Annotated in this window: 8 protein-coding genes and 1 pseudogene; 6 read left to right on the forward strand and 3 right to left on the reverse strand. The window is 42.3% G+C overall.

What is annotated here, in order from left to right:
- Positions 1-80: 80 nt before the first annotated feature.
- The gene (locus IQ229_RS00245; protein ID WP_194040251.1) at positions 81-1,496 is read right to left on the reverse strand and encodes a folate/biopterin family MFS transporter; all 1,416 of its coding nucleotides are present in this window, start codon (positions 1,494-1,496) and stop codon (positions 81-83) included.
- Between the two features lie 327 nt (positions 1,497-1,823).
- On the opposite strand from IQ229_RS00245, the pseudogene IQ229_RS00250 reads away from it, so the two are divergent.
- Positions 1,824-2,057, forward strand: a pseudogene (locus tag IQ229_RS00250) (hypothetical protein); the annotation flags it as partial.
- 462 nt (positions 2,058-2,519) lie between these two features.
- On the opposite strand, the gene IQ229_RS00260 reads toward IQ229_RS00250, so the two are convergent.
- Positions 2,520-5,057, reverse strand: coding sequence for a calcium-binding protein (locus IQ229_RS00260; RefSeq protein WP_194040252.1), 2,538 nt, complete (start codon positions 5,055-5,057; stop codon positions 2,520-2,522).
- A gap of 937 nt (positions 5,058-5,994) precedes the next feature.
- The gene (locus IQ229_RS23590) at positions 5,995-6,207 is read right to left on the reverse strand and encodes a hypothetical protein (protein ID WP_228012910.1); all 213 of its coding nucleotides are present in this window, start codon (positions 6,205-6,207) and stop codon (positions 5,995-5,997) included.
- A gap of 897 nt (positions 6,208-7,104) precedes the next feature.
- Here IQ229_RS23590 and IQ229_RS00270 point away from each other — a divergent pair.
- The 5 genes from IQ229_RS00270 to IQ229_RS00290 form a co-directional block, all read left to right on the forward strand.
- Positions 7,105-9,912 carry a beta strand repeat-containing protein gene (locus IQ229_RS00270; RefSeq protein ID WP_194040254.1) on the forward strand — a complete coding sequence of 936 codons (2,808 nt, stop codon included), beginning with the start codon at positions 7,105-7,107 and terminating at the stop codon, positions 9,910-9,912.
- Positions 9,913-10,207: 295 nt separating this feature from the next.
- Positions 10,208-11,689: an ABC transporter substrate-binding protein gene (locus tag IQ229_RS00275; RefSeq protein ID WP_322743916.1), complete on the forward strand. Its 1,482-nt coding sequence runs from the start codon at positions 10,208-10,210 to the stop codon at positions 11,687-11,689.
- Positions 11,690-11,701: 12 nt separating this feature from the next.
- Positions 11,702-13,147: an ABC transporter substrate-binding protein gene (locus tag IQ229_RS00280; protein ID WP_194040256.1), complete on the forward strand. Its 1,446-nt coding sequence runs from the start codon at positions 11,702-11,704 to the stop codon at positions 13,145-13,147.
- A 94-nt stretch (positions 13,148-13,241) separates the two neighbouring features.
- On the forward strand, positions 13,242-15,722 hold the full coding sequence (locus IQ229_RS00285) for a hybrid sensor histidine kinase/response regulator (protein ID WP_194040257.1): 2,481 nt from the start codon (positions 13,242-13,244) through the stop codon (positions 15,720-15,722).
- Between the two features lie 337 nt (positions 15,723-16,059).
- Positions 16,060-16,486, forward strand: a 427-nt coding sequence (locus tag IQ229_RS00290; RefSeq protein WP_194040259.1) for a response regulator, incomplete at its 3' end; no start/stop codon positions are given.

Below are 16,486 nucleotides of genomic sequence, written 5' to 3' on the forward strand. Positions count from 1 at the left end.
GGGGCATAGGGAGTATTTAATACTCAAAACTCAGCACTCAGCACTCTTGATCTCATTTACTTAAAAACTGCTGTATTACACTATTCTAGTATTTCTGACTTTGGTTCTCTCAGTACCAACTCCGGGATCAAATCAGGCGAAAATGATTGTTCCTCATTTTTGAGTGTCTCAGTTTGCTCTTCAGCAGCAGGTAGCCATTTGATAAATGGTAGGGGTAACAGCGTGCTGAGGTTAGTAATTAACACCAAGAGCCAAAGGGACTCAAAGTTTGTTGCGGTGATCCCCAGCCAATATGTGATTAATGCCCCGAATGCATGGGAAACCGTTCCGGCTGAATTATAGATTGACATTAACAAGGCAAATAATGTCGCTTCCACACCAGAGGGACAAAGCCTTGCTGCTAGCACCATCACTTGCATAAAGGCAATTTTCCCCATCACAGTTAGAATCAAGCTATCACCCAAACTAAACCAGTGGTCATCTATACCCAATTGCCTGTTTGTGTGAGTCACTAACAACAGCATCGTCATCCCCAAAAGTGACGAAAGGACAGTACTCCAAGCAAAAATCACGCGAAAAGGGATGCTTTTGAGGAAACGTTGAAAAATCCAAACACCTGCCAAAGAAGCGAAACTTCCCACCAAGTTTACTCGCCCCAAAAATTCTGGTTCAAAGTGTAATTCGTTGGTAGCGAAGTAGAAAAAGGCTGAGTCAGCATTTGGGGTAGCTTGCCAGATGAAGATAAATGCCGTTGGTAGCCAAATACTTTTTTGGCTAATGGCTTGGCGTAGCTGCCCCAGTTGATGTTTGATGGGTACAGAGTTGGTCTGATTACTATCTTGAGCATCTTTGCTAACGGGGGACTCAGCAATTAACCAAGCCACCCCTGAAACGATCAGTGGAAATAAAGCAGTAATCCCAAAGACGGTACGGGTAGTAAAGTATTGGAGTAGTAGACCGCTACAGTAGGCTGTTATTAAACCTCCGATCGCAGAAGCACCCCAGCAGAGAGATTGTAGTGAACCAGCTTTTGCTTGCGATTCGCCTCTGGCTCGTTCTACAACCAGCGAGTCAACGATAACATCACTCATGGCGACGGAGAGAGAACCAAGAGCGATCGCTAAGGTAGCTGCCCAGCTAGTATGAACTATTGTGGCCAGACTCATCCAAGAAGCAGTTCCCAGTATCCCGGATAAAATCAAGTAAGGACGGCGACGATAGCCAAATATAGGCAAGCCATCAGAGATAAAACCAAACACCGGCTTGATCATCCAAGGTAGGAAGACAATTCCCAATAGCGCCGATACCTGGACTGGACTCAGGAGTAGTTCATCTTTGAGAAAAAAGCTAACGGCTAGACGCGATAGCCCTAAAATTCCTTGGACAAAGTAAACGGTGAGAATTGCAATTAACTCTGCATTTGGTTCATTACCCAAGAAGAGTTTTTGTGTTATTGAGTCTTTGACCTTGGACAAGCCAGATGATTGATCTACCATTCGATAAATATTTTTTAAATTTTGTTTACTTTTCTATCATATCGATTCTTAAGAGGTGGGTTTTTCTCACCTTTTTCCTTTTGTTTCTTCTTTGAGTATTATTTAAGGCTTTTCTAACAACTTTTCTTTCTTCTAGCAAGATGTTCTCTTTTCTGAACGGCTATTCGCCTTTGAATTTGGGACATCAAATACAGTTTTATCTACTGCGATGATTTCTTGTATTTGCTTGTATTAAAAAATACATATAAATTGATGTTACTGATTTGGAAACAATAAATTCAGAAATCACCAGGGTTTAGCAGCATGGTCAGTATTCCCGGATAGGACATAACTGAAGAAATCTACAATGGTTCCAGAACTCTAGTTTATCGAGGGTATCGAGAAACTGACTCATTACCTGTAGTAATTAAACTGCTAAAAAATTCATATCCCAGTTTCAGCGATCTGTTGCAGTTTCGCAATCAGTACACAATTGCCAAAAATCTTAACTCATCTGGGATCGTCCAAACCTACAGTCTGGAGGCGTATCAAAATGGTTATGCGTTAGTAATGGAAGATTTTGATGATTCGATTCAGACTGCGATCGCACCGAAGTTATCTCATTCTATGCGCTCAAGCCGCCATCTCTCTAGAGAATGCTCACCTTTATTTTATCAAGAATACCAGAATTATGCTCATCAACTAAAGCGATCGCTGCAAGAACTTGAGCAAGCCCAATTACAAATGGTGCAAAATAAAATGAAAAAATGGCAAGCTTGGGCAATTTAGTTGTAGATGTGGCACATGAAATTAATAACCCTATTGGATTTCTTGAAGGCAGTCTCCACAATATCCAAGAATATTGGCAAAGGAATAGGATGAGGATGTTTTAAAAATATTGGGCGAATATAATTCGCTACTACACAAATAAAGTCTACTAATGCAAAATAAGGGTTTTGCATTAGTAGACTGACAAGAATTACGTAAACAAATGCAAACTACTTAATTGGCAACTGTTTCCGCTTTTCTTAGCACCATTTGTTTTTAGGCTACAGTGACTCCTAGCGTATAAGAACCAGGGTCAAAAAAGCCAGAACTGAAAGTTCCGCCATTTTGAGGGAAGTAATCATAATCACTTACTGAAATGGAGTAAGTACCTGCCCGTAGTGAAGCGGTGATTGATTGAGAAGTACTGGAACTCTGTAAGTTACCAGCACTATTAAATAGGCCGAGAACTGGATAGTTACCACTGTAATTCGGCGTGCTAATAGTCACAGTTCCTGGGTTGGCTAAAGAAAATGTGAAAAAGTCGAAATCAGGATTGTTCCCTGGAAGTCTTGCCAGTTGAGCAGAGGTATTAACTTCTGAACCTGATGTTAAATTACCTAGCTTCTCAGCAGTGGCTAGTGTGTTGTTTGTCCCTTGTCCAGCATCTTCTTTCTCGTAGAACAGGAAGTCGTCACTATCAAACCTCAGAGACGACGCTTGCACAACACCAATGAGTTCATCTAGCTCTCCTGAGTTGTCCAAAAATACCCTTGTATCGGCTCCCACAGTCTGCAAGCGATAGTCTGCCAGTGTTCCTTTGAGCTGGATTCTATCTTCGTTGGAGTTGAAGCCACTGATGGTAGCGTAGTCTGCCAAACCACTACTTCCACTGTTGTTATCGTCATAGAAGACATTAGTAGCATCTCCAAGTAAGAACTGATCTTCCCCAGGCCCTCCAGTTAGGGTATCAACCTCCCCTAATCCAGGAGAATCAGAACCGTTAGTATCAACGCCTATGAGGACATCATTTCCAGGCCCTCCAAGGAGAGTGTCATTGCCGATCCCGCCACGGAGGGTGTCATCGCCTTCTCCTCCTTCGATTTGGTCATTGCCAGCCCCACCAAATAGGCTGTCATTTCCATCCTCGCCCAAGACGAGATCATTACCTTCCTGACCATCAAGAAAGTCATCACCATCCCCACCAAACAAGGTGTCATTGCCGCCTCTGCCAAAGAGGGTATCACTGCTGCCTCCTCCAAGCAGGGAGTCGCTAAAACTAGAACCAAAGACTTGCTCGATATTGAATAGGACATCACTCCCATCTCCCCCACTGGCAGTTCCAGTGCCAAGGTCAACGGTGACTCCGACAGTGGCATTTAAATAATCAGCAGTATCAACGCCATCTCCACCAAAGAGTTGGTCATTCCCGCCTTCACCTTGGAGTTGGTCATTGTCACTTCCACCAAGCAGAATGTCATTGCCGCTGCCGCCAAGCAGGGTATCATTACCTTCTCTACTAATGAGAGTGTCACTCCCGTCCTCACCAAAGAGTTGGTCATTGCCAGCCCCACCAAGCAGGATGTCAATGCCGCTACCGCCAAGCAGGGAGTCATTGCCGTACCCTCCATTGATAAAGTCGTCGTTAGCCCCGCCAAGGAGGGTGTCATTGCCGTTCTCGCCAAAGAGGCGGTCATTACCAGCCTCACCATTAACAGAGTCATTCCCGTCCCCACCACTGAGGAAGAAGTCATTGCCAGCTCCGCCAAGGATGGTGTCATTGAACCTAGAACCAACGATTCTTTCAATCTCCAACAGGACATCATTCCTGCCCTGCCCTGTAGCGGTTCCAGTGGCAAGGTTAATCGTGACTCCGGCAGTGGCACTGAAATAATCAGCAGTATCAACACCAGCTCCACCCAAGAGTTGGTTATTGCCAGTCCCACCACGCAAGGTGTCATCGCCAGCCCCACCACGGACAATATCGTTGCCTTCCTCGCCATCAAGCAGGTCATCGCCAACTCCACCATCAAGCAGGTCATTGCCACCTCTACCAAAGAGGGTGTCATTACCGCGCCCGCCAGTTAGGGAATCGTTGAAACCAGAACCAAAGACTTGTTCGATATTAAACAGGACATCATTCCCTGCTCCTCCACTGGCGGTTCCAGTCGCCAGGTTGACGGTGACACCGGCAGTGCTATTTGAATAGTCAGCAGTATCATTGCCAGTCCCACCAAAGATTTTATCATCCCCGTCCCCTCCTTCTAGTCGGTCATGGCCAGCCCCGCCAAGGAGGGTGTCATCGCCAGCCTGACCAATCAAGTTGTCATTGCCATCCTCGCCATCAATCTGGTCATCGCCAGCCCCGCCATTGAGCGTGTCAACCCCTTCTCCGCCAAAGAGTTGGTCGTTACCGTCTTCTCCAGCGAGTCGGTCATTTCCGTCCCCGCCTTCGAGAAGGTCATTGTCAGATCCACCAAGGAAAACATCATTACCGAACCCACCAAGCAGGGTGTCGTCACCGCCTTTGCCAAGGAGTTGATCGTTATCCTCCTCGCCATCGAGAAGGTCATTACCAGATCCACCAAGGAGGACATCATCGCCGAACCCACCAAGCAGGGTGTTCTCGCCGTCCTCACCATTGAGAAGGTCATTACCGTCCTCGCCATTAAGCGAGTCATTGCCAGCCCCACCCAAGAGGTCATCATTGCCGCCCCGACCAAAGAGGTTATCATCACCGCCCTGACCAAGGATAGCGTCATTCTCAAACGTGCCAATTAGAGTGTTATTGCTGTTGTCTCCAATAATGTCTGCCATATCAATCCCCTCGGTTATAAGTTTGATTCAGAGATATTGGCTGGAAGAGGTGTCATCTATGAGTAGCCCTGCCAGCGGGGCTACGGTGTACACACAAGTCTTTTAACATTGCCTCACAAGCTTTTGATCCCCTAACCCCCCTTAAAAAGCTAACGTGTATACACAAGTTGAGTTGGGAATCAAATGGACACAAAAGAACGGAAAATTATTTTTAAAATCCTTGATTTTCCGTTAAACCTCTATCAATAAGCTGACACTATTGATAATCAGCTTGCTCAGTTCAAAACCTTGCCTACTAAGGCTTGTATCTTACCAGGCAAGGATTTTAGGACTTGTGTATACACCGTAGCCTTAAAAAGTGGGGCAAAAGCCCTTCAAAGTTTCCCTTTTTAAGGGGGACTTAGGGGGATCTTCAACGATTTTGATTTTATACAAAGATGTGTCTACACCGTAGGCCAGCGGGGAGAAACCCTAGATAGGTAGTTCAAATAAATGCAGCATCTACTTAGACTGGTTTCGTAACCGCTCAATAATCCGGGGTAAATCGCTCAGTGACAAGGCGCAAATGGCGTAAACTCGTTCCTGAACTGGTAGTTCGCCCCGATTTATTGAGCAGATACCTGGTTTCTTAGTCTAGACACTGCCTAAATAGCTATCACTAGCATAGAGCAAACGCATCTTATTTGCTACTAAAAACTGTGTTGGCAAAAATCCACAACCATTCTTTTACACCTTTGACTTTTTAGTTTCTTAGTTAATTCATCAAGCTAGAAAGCAAAGTTTATGCAATGCCAACTTCTTCTTTACATTTATTTATCAAGCTCAGAAATTACCATACAAGGTGGTTAATCTAAAAGAATCCTTGCGTTGGCAGTGATGTACTGTCGATCTCTTCGTTTGCGATCGCACGATCCTTGAAATCATCAGAGTTCCTGCATTACGCGAATAACGATCTCGAATAGCTCGCCTCGCGTGCAGAGATACCACTACTACCTTCGGCAATGGGGATTTGCAATGCACCCAGCCGTGAAAAACGGATCGGTTCGACCAGTTCATAAGGAAGGATGCGATCGCTAGGACAGGTTACGCCTACGCTACGGGAGTATGTTTGGTGGAGGTTATCCCTAATTAACTCTTGATAATGTGCCAATCCTCTGGAGCGATCGCTTTCAACTCTTGTAACTCGTCGTCAGAACCTCGCAGCATAATCCCAGATTTCAAGAACTCTTACAGCTTGCTTGTCTACTAGGGGCGACGACACCCTACACGAGCAGACAAAACAACTGTTTAGCTGCTGTTTAGCTGCTGCATTCTGGATTATTAATGGTTTTCAAGACATGAAGAATACATAAAGATAAGTACTGACATTATACTGATCGGCAAATAATGTGAAGAGTATGCAAAGATATGTCTTTAAGTGTGGACATCTCAGTAAATCTTCAGATATGGTTATCAAAGTGTTATTTAGATGTTCCCTATTTTTAAGCTACATACCCACGGGCAATAGCCCACAACAATTGCATAAAAATTATTTCCCTATCGAAAGTGAATTATTCTCTATATTTACGACAGTAGGGCTACGCTCTGATAAGAAATATGAAGTGTGGGTTTTAGGCATTCAAGCTTGATTTTTCGACACTTTGTCAGTGATGGCTGGGTTGATCTGCGGATCGAGAATGATAAAAAAAGTGTGAAACCATCTGTTTTCCTAAATACACGCTCATAAATATGTACAATGCTAAGACTTAGATAGTCTTAACTAGCATTATTAACGGGTAGACAAATAACGAATGAAAAAGGAAATAGGGAATAGGCAAAGAATTTAACTTTGAATCTCCTGCCTCCTGCCTTTTCAAGTCAGTTACATAAGTCCTACTTACAAGCTCATAAATAGGGTAAATCTTCGAGAAAATGCTAACCCTCAAGGGTGACATAACAGTATGTCGAAAGCGTTAACTCTCGGCGATTTCTGTGTGTCCTTAAATAACATTAACAACAAGTTAATAGCTGAAATTACTCAAAAAATCGATTCAGGAAGGTAAGAGTTATGGTAAATATCATTGGAACCAACGGTAAGGATACTCTATTGGGTAGCCAGGACGCAGATACAATTAACGCTAAAGTGGGTGATGATATCGTCGATGGCAAAAATGGCAACGACCTTTTAAGCGGTGATGCCGGAAATGATACCCTCATTGGTGGTACAGGCAATGATACTCTCTTTGGTGGTACAGATAACGACTCCCTCCGTGGCGGTACGGATAACGACTCCCTCCGTGGTGGTACTGGTAATAACCTGCTGCGGGGTGATGAGGGAAATGATACCCTTGATGCTTCCTATTCTTCTGGAAATAACATCCTCAGTGGAGATACAGGGGATGACTACCTTGATATTAGCTATTCTGCTGGCAACAATACGGTTTCAGGCAAAGACGGCAATGATTCCTTTTACGCTGATGAAGTCCGGGGTAGAAACACTCTAAATGGAGGCGCTGGTAATGATGACTTCCATTTGTCCGCCTCAAAAACTTCCCCCTCTTCCTTAACGACTCAAAGTGTAAATGGAGAAACAGGTCAGGATTATTTGTCTGTATATTACACCCGTGCTACTAAAGGAATCACTTCGAGTTTCGATGCTGCTACTAACACTGGCTCAATTCGGGCTGGCACAAATCGGATTAACTACAACAATATCGAACAATTAGAAATTAGAGGTACAACCTACGCTGATTTTATTGTCGGAAGCAATGGCAACGATTTACTCTTCGGAGGCAGTAGTGGCAACGATTCAAATTATGGCAATGATACAATTTTTGGCGGTGAAGGTAACGATTACTTGAGTGTTGATTATTCAACAAGCGATAACATCCTTAACGGTGGTGTTGGTAACGATCAATTTAGTGCTACATCTTCAACAGGCGATAACATCCTCAATGGAGAAGATGGCAATGACAATCTTTCTGCGTCTAAGACAGATGGCACTAACACCCTCAATGGTGGTGCTGGTGACGATCAATTAGATGCTAACTATTCAACAGGCGATAACATCCTCAATGGAGGAGATGGCAATGATTCTCTTAGTGCCTCTCGCGACTACGACTATTCCGCCTCTTTTACCTCCGGTGATAACACTCTCGATGGTGGTGCTGGTGACGATCAATTGAGTGTTAACTATTCAACGGGCGATAACATCCTCAATGGAGGAGATGGCAATGATTCTCTTAGCGCCTCTGGCTACTACGACGACAAAAAAGCCCAAGGACGGTTTGGTAATAACATTTTCAATGGAGGGAATGGAAATGATTCCTTCTCTTTCGTCCTATATACTTCTCCACCTTCCTTAGCGACTCAAACAGTAGATGGGGGGACAGGTGACGATTTGTTGAGCGTTTCGTATATCTATCCTAGTGGGGGAATCACAACGACGTTCAATGCTGCTGCTAACACTGGCTCGATTAGGGCGGGCACGGATCTGATTAACTATAAGAATATCGATGCATTACATATCTCAGGTACAGTCTACAATGACTTGATTGTGGGGGGTAACGGCAACGATACTATCTCGCTCTACGGAAGTAGTAGTGGCAATGATACTATCGATGGCGGAAAAGGTGATGATTTATTGGAAGCCAATTATTACAGTAATTCTAGCGGGGGTGATGGAATCACAACGACATTCAATGCTGTTACTAACACTGGCTCCATTACATCAGGCACGAATCGGATTAGCTACAAGAATATCGAACGATTAAATATCTCAGGTACAAACTACGATGACTTGATTGTAGGGGGCAATGGAAATGATACACTCACCGGAGGCGATGGCAAAGATACCATAGATGGAGGCAAAGGTGACGATTTGTTGTCTTTCTATAACTATTCCATCGGCCAGGGAATCACTTCGACATTCAATGCTGCTACTAATGCTGGTTCGATTACAGCAGGCCCGAATCAGGTTAGCTACAAAAATATCGAACAATTAAATATCTCAGGTACGAACTACGATGATTTGATTGTGGGGAGCAATGGCAACGATACCCTCGCTGGGGGACGTGGAAATAACACGATTCTCGGCGGTGCAGGTAAGGATTACTTGAGTGCTGACTATTCAAATGGTAATAATTTGCTCTCTGGTGGTGATGATAATGATTCTCTTAATGTCTCTGGCTCCTACGACGACTACCGAGGCAATTTTTATCTCGATGCTATCTCTGGTAAAAACACCCTCAATGGTGGCGCTGGTGACGATAACTTAGTTACTAACTATTCATCAGGCAATAACCTACTGAATGGGGGCGATGGCAATGATACTCTGACAGCCGCTGGTTCAGCCTCCTTATATTCTTCATACGGAGCTTATACTGTCTCTGGGAATAACACGCTCAATGGTGGTGCTAATGACGATCGCTTGATTGTTGACTATTCATCAGGCAATAATCTACTGGATGGAGGCGATGGTAATGATACTCTCACAGCCTCTGGCGCTTCTGGTAAAAACACCTTCAAAGGTGGCCAAGGTAATGACAACCTTTATGGAGGATCTGGTACTGATACCTTTGTTTTCAATAGTTTCAGTGAAGGCATTGATAGTATTTATAACTTCAACGCGACTAATGAACTGATTCAGGTATCGGCTGCTGGTTTTGGTGGCGGGTTATCGTCAGGTTTACTCTCAGCTAGCTCTTTTACCCTTGGAACATCTGCAACAACCAGCAATCAGCGATTTATCTATAACAATACTACAGGCGCACTATATTTTGACCAAGATGGTAGTGTGGGTGGATTTGCTCAGGTACAATTTGCACAACTATCTGGTGGAGTGTCACTAAGTCAAAATAACTTGCTAGTTGTTTAATCCTCAACGCCACAGTCAAATAGAAATCTTCAGAATGCGAGGTGCTTAATATAAAGCCTCGCATTCGATTCATCAATGGAATTATTAAACTACGCGGCAGAATAATTATTCTAATCGGTGCAAATAGGGAGGCGATGTGCTATTGCCCCGCTTTGCTAACGCGCTTTGTTCCGTGCAAGGAGCAAGCAATTACCCATTTCTTTTAAGAGCGATCGCTTGTAAATTATTGAGAGAGCGACAAAAAGCCTTAAATTGAGTATATCTATTCAGTTTAAATATCAGCTCTAGAAGTGTGGTGTCCAGAAAAAAAGCCAGTCAGATTACTCAAGTCTTGAAGAGTCAGCAGAGAGCTAAGGAAGCTTTTAGCGTAGTACCAAGACTAACCAACCGTGGCTACGCACTTATAGCATTAATCCTCTGCTTGATAATTGTTGCTTGCACTAACACATATCAATCCTCCCCTTCCCCACTTAATAAGTTATCCAGTGAAACTACAGATTTAAGGATTTGGTGGGATAAAGGTTCTAATTTAGAAGAGGATGAGGCGCTCAAGCTGCTGATTAGCAACTGGGAAAAAGCAAGTGGTAAAAAAGTCAAGCTGACTTTTTACACCAACGATGAACTATCCGAGAAGACTAACAGAGCGCTTCAGGCGCACAATCAGCCTGACATTGTGATGAGTAGCAGTGCTGAGAGGGAACTGATACCACATCTGGCATGGGATGGTAAACTTGCAGATATTTCAGATGTTCTTGAGCCGATCAAAAGTCTTTATTCTGAAAGTGTACTTGAAGCTGTTCATTTTTATAACAATGTTGCTAAAAATCGTAGCTATTATGCAGTCCCAATTAATCAGTTAACAATTCATATTCACTATTGGCACGATTTATTAAAGCAAGTTGGTCGGAGTCAAATAGATATCCCTAAAGATTGGGATGCTTTTTGGAAATTTTGGAAACAAGTGCAAGATGATTTACAAGTACAGTCAAAACAGAATCAAAATCCAAAAATTTACGGGTTAGGTTTTCCTTACTCCGTTGCTTCTGCGGATACTTATTACATATTTGAGCAGATTTTAGAAGCATACAATGTCCAAATTTTAGACTTTAAAGGTCAGCTTCGCTTCGATGACCCCAATGTGCGAGGCTCAATTGTTAAAAGCTTAGATTGGTATGCCAAATTTTACCAGCAAAACTACGTTCCACCGGATGCAGTCAATTGGTTAAATCCAGATAATAACCGCAGCTTGCTCAACCACGCTGTAGTGATGACACCCAACACCACTCTTTCAATTCCGGCGGCTGTGCGTCAAAACCCTGAGATTTATCGTCATCAGCTTGGCACTATACCATTTCCCAACAAACCTAATGGACAGCCTATGCGCTACTTAGTCGCAGTTAATGCCGCAATTTTGTTTGCTGAGTCTGACAACCAGAAGACAGCCAAGGAGTTTTTCAGGTATTTAGTTCAACCATCAACGATAGGAAACTACATTAAAGCTGCTGGAGGTCGGTATTTACCAGTGATGAAACCAAATTGGAAAGATCCTTTTTGGACAAACCTAGATGATCCACACATCTCAACTGCTGCTAAGACATTAATCGAAGGTTCAACGCGCCCATTTTATATTGTCCAAAACCCAGCTTATAGCCGAGTTTTAAAAGATAATGTTTGGGGGAAGGCGATCAATCAGATTGTTGTAGATAAAATTTCTCCAGAGCAAGCAGCTGATGAAGCGATCGCACGAATTAAGCAAATTTTTGACCAATGGCAGTAAGCTTTTACAAAGATGACATTTAAAACAAAAGCTAGTCAAATTGCTAAAGGCTCTCAGAATTGGGCACAATATCACTATTATCGCAGATATGTGTTCATTGTATTGACACTGAGTTTGATAATTATTGCTTGTACTAACACCCCGAAATTAAAACAATCTTCAGTCACCCATTCCCCTACTGACAACAGAGTTTTAAAGATTTGGTGGGATAAAGGATTTACTGTCGATGAAGATGAAGCAATCCAGCAATTGGTAAGCAACTGGGAAAAACAAACTGGTAATCAAGTCAAGCTTTCTTTCTATATGGGTGATGAGTTACCTCAGAAGGCGCGTAGAGCCATTCAGACGGGTAATCCACCCGATATCATGATGAGTTACGGCGCTGAGAGAGCGTTGAATCCGCATTTGGCTTGGGAAGATAAACTGGCGGATGTAACGGATGTAATTGAGCCAGTCAAGAATCTTTATCCTGAATATGCCCTGCAAGCTGTTAATTATTATAATAATGCTGCAAAAAAGCGAAGTTACTATGCAGTTCCAATTAATCAGGCAACGGTTCATATTTTCTACTGGCGAGATTTGCTAAAGCAAATAGGTCGCAGTGAAAGCGATATCCCCAAAGATTGGGACGGGTTTTGGCAGTTTTGGAAACAAGTGCAAAACGATGCGCGGGCAAAACAGCAAAAACCAAATATTTATGGGTTAGGTTTTCCTTTTTCTACTGGAGCTTCAGATACCTACATCTTTTTTGAGCATATTTTAGAAGCATACGATGTGCAAATTCTCGACTCAGAAGGTAAACTCCTGATCGACGAGCCAAAGGTCAGACAAAAAATTGTCCAGGCATTAGATTGGTATACCAAATTTTACCAACAAGGTTATGTGCCACCAGATGCACTCAATTGGTTAAATCCAGATAATAATCGCAGCTTGCTCAACCGTGTGGTGATGATGACTCCTAACAACACCCTCTCAATTCCTTGCTCTGTGCGCCAAGATCCCGACACCTATCGCCATAAGCTTGGTATTTTAAAATTTCCCAACAAACCCAACGGCAAGCCAATGCGTTATCTACTCACACTTCGGCAAGCAGTTTTGTTCGCCGATTCCCAGCAGCAGAAAAAAGCTTTGGATTTTCTTGCATATCTCACTCAATCACAGGTGATAGGTAAGTATCTGAAAGCTGCTGGAGGCTGTAATTTACCTATCATCAAGACGCTTTGGCAAGACCCATTTTGGAAAAACCTAGCTGACCCACACGTTTCAACTGCGGTAAAGACAGTGACGGAAGGTTCAACACGGTTGTTTTATTATGTCCAAAACCCGGCATACAGCGTAGTGTTAGAGGAGAATATCTGGGGAAAAACTCTTAATCGAATAATTGTAGATAAAATTTCTTCAGAGCAAGCAACTGATGAAGCAATTAAGCAGATTAAACAAATTTTTGCTCAATGGTAATCAATAATTATTTATATTAACTAAAGGAATAGCCTATCTGCATGAATCAGAAAAAATATAAATATCTTTAGAATAAGAAACAACTTGTAAATATATGAACTTCTGGAATCAGCACCTAACTATTAAAGTTGCCAGTTCCTTCTTATTCCTATCATTGGTAACTGTAGGTGTCGTTGGAGGCTTTGCTTTCCTGAATGCGAGGGAAGCTTTGAAGCAAGCTGCTTTTGAACGACTCAATGCTGCTGCTACTCTGAAAGAGGAAGAAATTACCCGTTGGTTTGAAGACCAACAACGAGACTTTCTCTTAGTCACTCAGTTTCCAGACGTACAAAATAATTTTCAAATACTTTTAAATTCCAAAGCCTCTGACGCAAATTATCGTAAAGCTTACAAAGTTCTCTCTGATTACCTCGAAAATATGGCTAAAATTAAGCCAAGTCTGGGAGAAATTTCTATTCTTGATCGTAGTAATCGGATTATTTTATCTACTAACAAGCAGCGTGAAGGTCAATATGAAATTTCAGCTAATATCACTTATATTGAACAAATTCAACCAGGAGATTCTTTTGCCCCCATCTTCTATGTCTCACCGATTACTCGCAAGCCATCAGTTACTTTTGCAACGCCTCTACGTGATGCTGCCAAGGTGCGCCAAGGTGTTCTTTTAGCTGATTTGAATTTAGACAGAATAGATCAAATTGTGCGAGAACGTACAGGCTTAGGTAAGAGTGGCGAAACTTATTTAGTTGGTTCTTTAGTAACTAAAAACGCTTTTATTTCCAAAGATAAAGATAAAACACCAGACTTTTCTCAAGGAGTTAGCAGCCAAGGTATTGATGCAGCAATGGGTGGAATTAGTGGCCAAGGACTTTATCCAAACTATGCTGGAGTATTAGTAATTGGGGTATATCACTGGCTCAATGACCAAGACCTAGCCTTAATGGTGGAGATGAACCAAGAAGAAGCCTTTGCGCCGGCTCGGCGATTAGCAGGGACGATGATGCTAGTGGGATTCTTATCAATGGGATTTCTATTGATTGGAGTGTCTTGGCTAACGCGACAGTTAAAAATCTCTGGCGAACAGTTAGAGAATTACAGCCATAGATTAGAATTAAAAGCTAAAGAAGCCGAAACTGCTAACCGTGCCAAAAGCGAATTTCTCGCAAATATGAGTCACGAACTTCGTACTCCTCTTAACAGCATCATTGGCTTTACTCAGCTAATGATGCGCGATTCTTATATCAATGCTTCTCAGTTAGAACATTTAGAAATTATCAGTCGCAGTGGAGAACATTTGCTTACCTTGATTAATGATGTGTTGTCAATGTCCAAAATTGAGGCGGGTTTAACAACACTGAACAACAATAGCTTTGATTTGTACACTCTACTTGATTCCCTTGAAGAGATGTTTCAAATTAAAGCTGAATCCAAAGGTTTACAGTTGATGTTTGAGCGTAGACCTGAAGTTCCTAGATATGTGCATACAGATGAAAGTAAATTACGTCAAATCTTAATTAACCTCCTTGGTAATGCTATCAAATTTACTCAAGAAGGTGGCGTGAGTTTGCGAGTCAGGATGAAGGAAGAAAGTAAACTACAGCAACAAGAAGGCACACAAGTAATAAAAAACTCCCACCCTTCATTCTTCTGGCTTCATTTTGAAGTTGAAGATACCGGGACAGGGATTGCATCTGCCGAAATTGAAAAGTTATTTAAGCCCTTTGTCCAAACAGAAGCAGGTCAAAAATCTCAGCAAGGAACAGGTTTAGGTCTAACTATTAGCCAGCAATTCGTGCATCTAATGGGAGGAAGTATTACTGTTAGCAGTACTTTGGGTCAAGGAACGATTTTTTCTTTTGATCTCCAAATTAGTCTAGCAGAAGTAGCTGAAGCTCCAATTCGACAGCTAAAACGACGAGTTATTGGTTTAGAGCCTAATCAACCAAAATACCGAATCTTAGTAGTTGAAGATAAATGGGAAAACCGCGAACTCCTAGTTAAGATGCTAGTATCCCTTGGCTTCGAGGTACGTCACGCTGAGAATGGCCAAGAAGGGGTGACTCTTTGGGAAACCTGGGAACCGCAATTGATTTGGATGGATATGCGGATGCCTGTAATGGATGGGTATGAAGCTACTAAACAAATTAGAGCTACTTTAAAGGGTCAAGCTACTGTCATTATTGCCCTAACTGCTAGTGCTTTTGATGAGGAACGCTTTGTGGTTTTATCGGCAGGCTGCAACGATTTTGTGCGTAAGCCGTTCCGAGAAGAAGTAATCTTGAATATGATGTCTAAATATTTAGGGGTGCGTTATGTATATGAAGAGAAACCCCTTCAAAAAGACGAATTTGCCGAAAATTCCGACCTTAAACTTTTATCATTAGAAGAGATGCTGGCTCAGATGCCCACTGAGTGGGTAGCACAGCTACACCAAGCGGCACTGTGTACTGATGAAAAGCTCATTTTTAGCTTGCTTGAGCAAATTCCTGAAGAATCTGCTCTTTTGACAAACACTCTGTCTGATTGGGTTAATAACTTTCGCATTGATAAAGTTATTGATTTAACACAGTCGTAAAAAATGATTTTTGAATCAGAAATCAGAAGTCAGAAATTAGAAGTCAGAAGTCAGAATTTAGGAGTCAGAAAAACAAAGTGGGGGATTGATATGATGTCCGCTTAATTACTTATTAAACGCATCTGGCGTGTGGGGTGCAATGACTAGGGAAATCATAACTAATTAGCCAGAGTTGATATGAGAGCTATCACTAATCAAACATCACTAAATCTTTATGTCGTGAATGCACCAAAAGATTTGGTGGGGATCTTAAACCCATTCATTCACCAGTCGGACTCTAATTCAATTCTGATTTATGACTCCTGAATTCTTTTTTAAAAAATTAGTTCTAATAAATATGGATAACCATCAAGTTCAGCTAACAAAAGCAAATATTCTTGTTGTTGATGATACACCTGATAATCTGCGGCTTTTATCCGCTATGCTAACTCAGGTTGGGTATGAAATTCGGAGAGTTATTAACGGGCAAACAGCTTTGAAAACAGCACAAGCTGCACCGCCTGATTTAATATTGCTTGATATTATGATGCCAGAAATGAATGGCTATGAAGTCTGTCAACATTTGAAAGCCTTAGAGAAAACCCGCGACATTCCGGTGATTTTTATTAGCGCCTTGGATGAAGTTTTTGACAAAGTTAAAGCTTTTGCAGTTGGAGGGGTAGATTATATTACCAAACCTTTTAGTGAAGAAGAGGTTTTTGCCCGTGTAGAAAATAACTTGACTATCCGAAGGTTGCAAAAACAACTGACCCAACAAAATATAC

It is taken from the genome of Nostoc cf. edaphicum LEGE 07299, assembly GCF_015207245.1.
Lineage (GTDB): Bacteria > Cyanobacteriota > Cyanobacteriia > Cyanobacteriales > Nostocaceae > Nostoc > Nostoc edaphicum_B.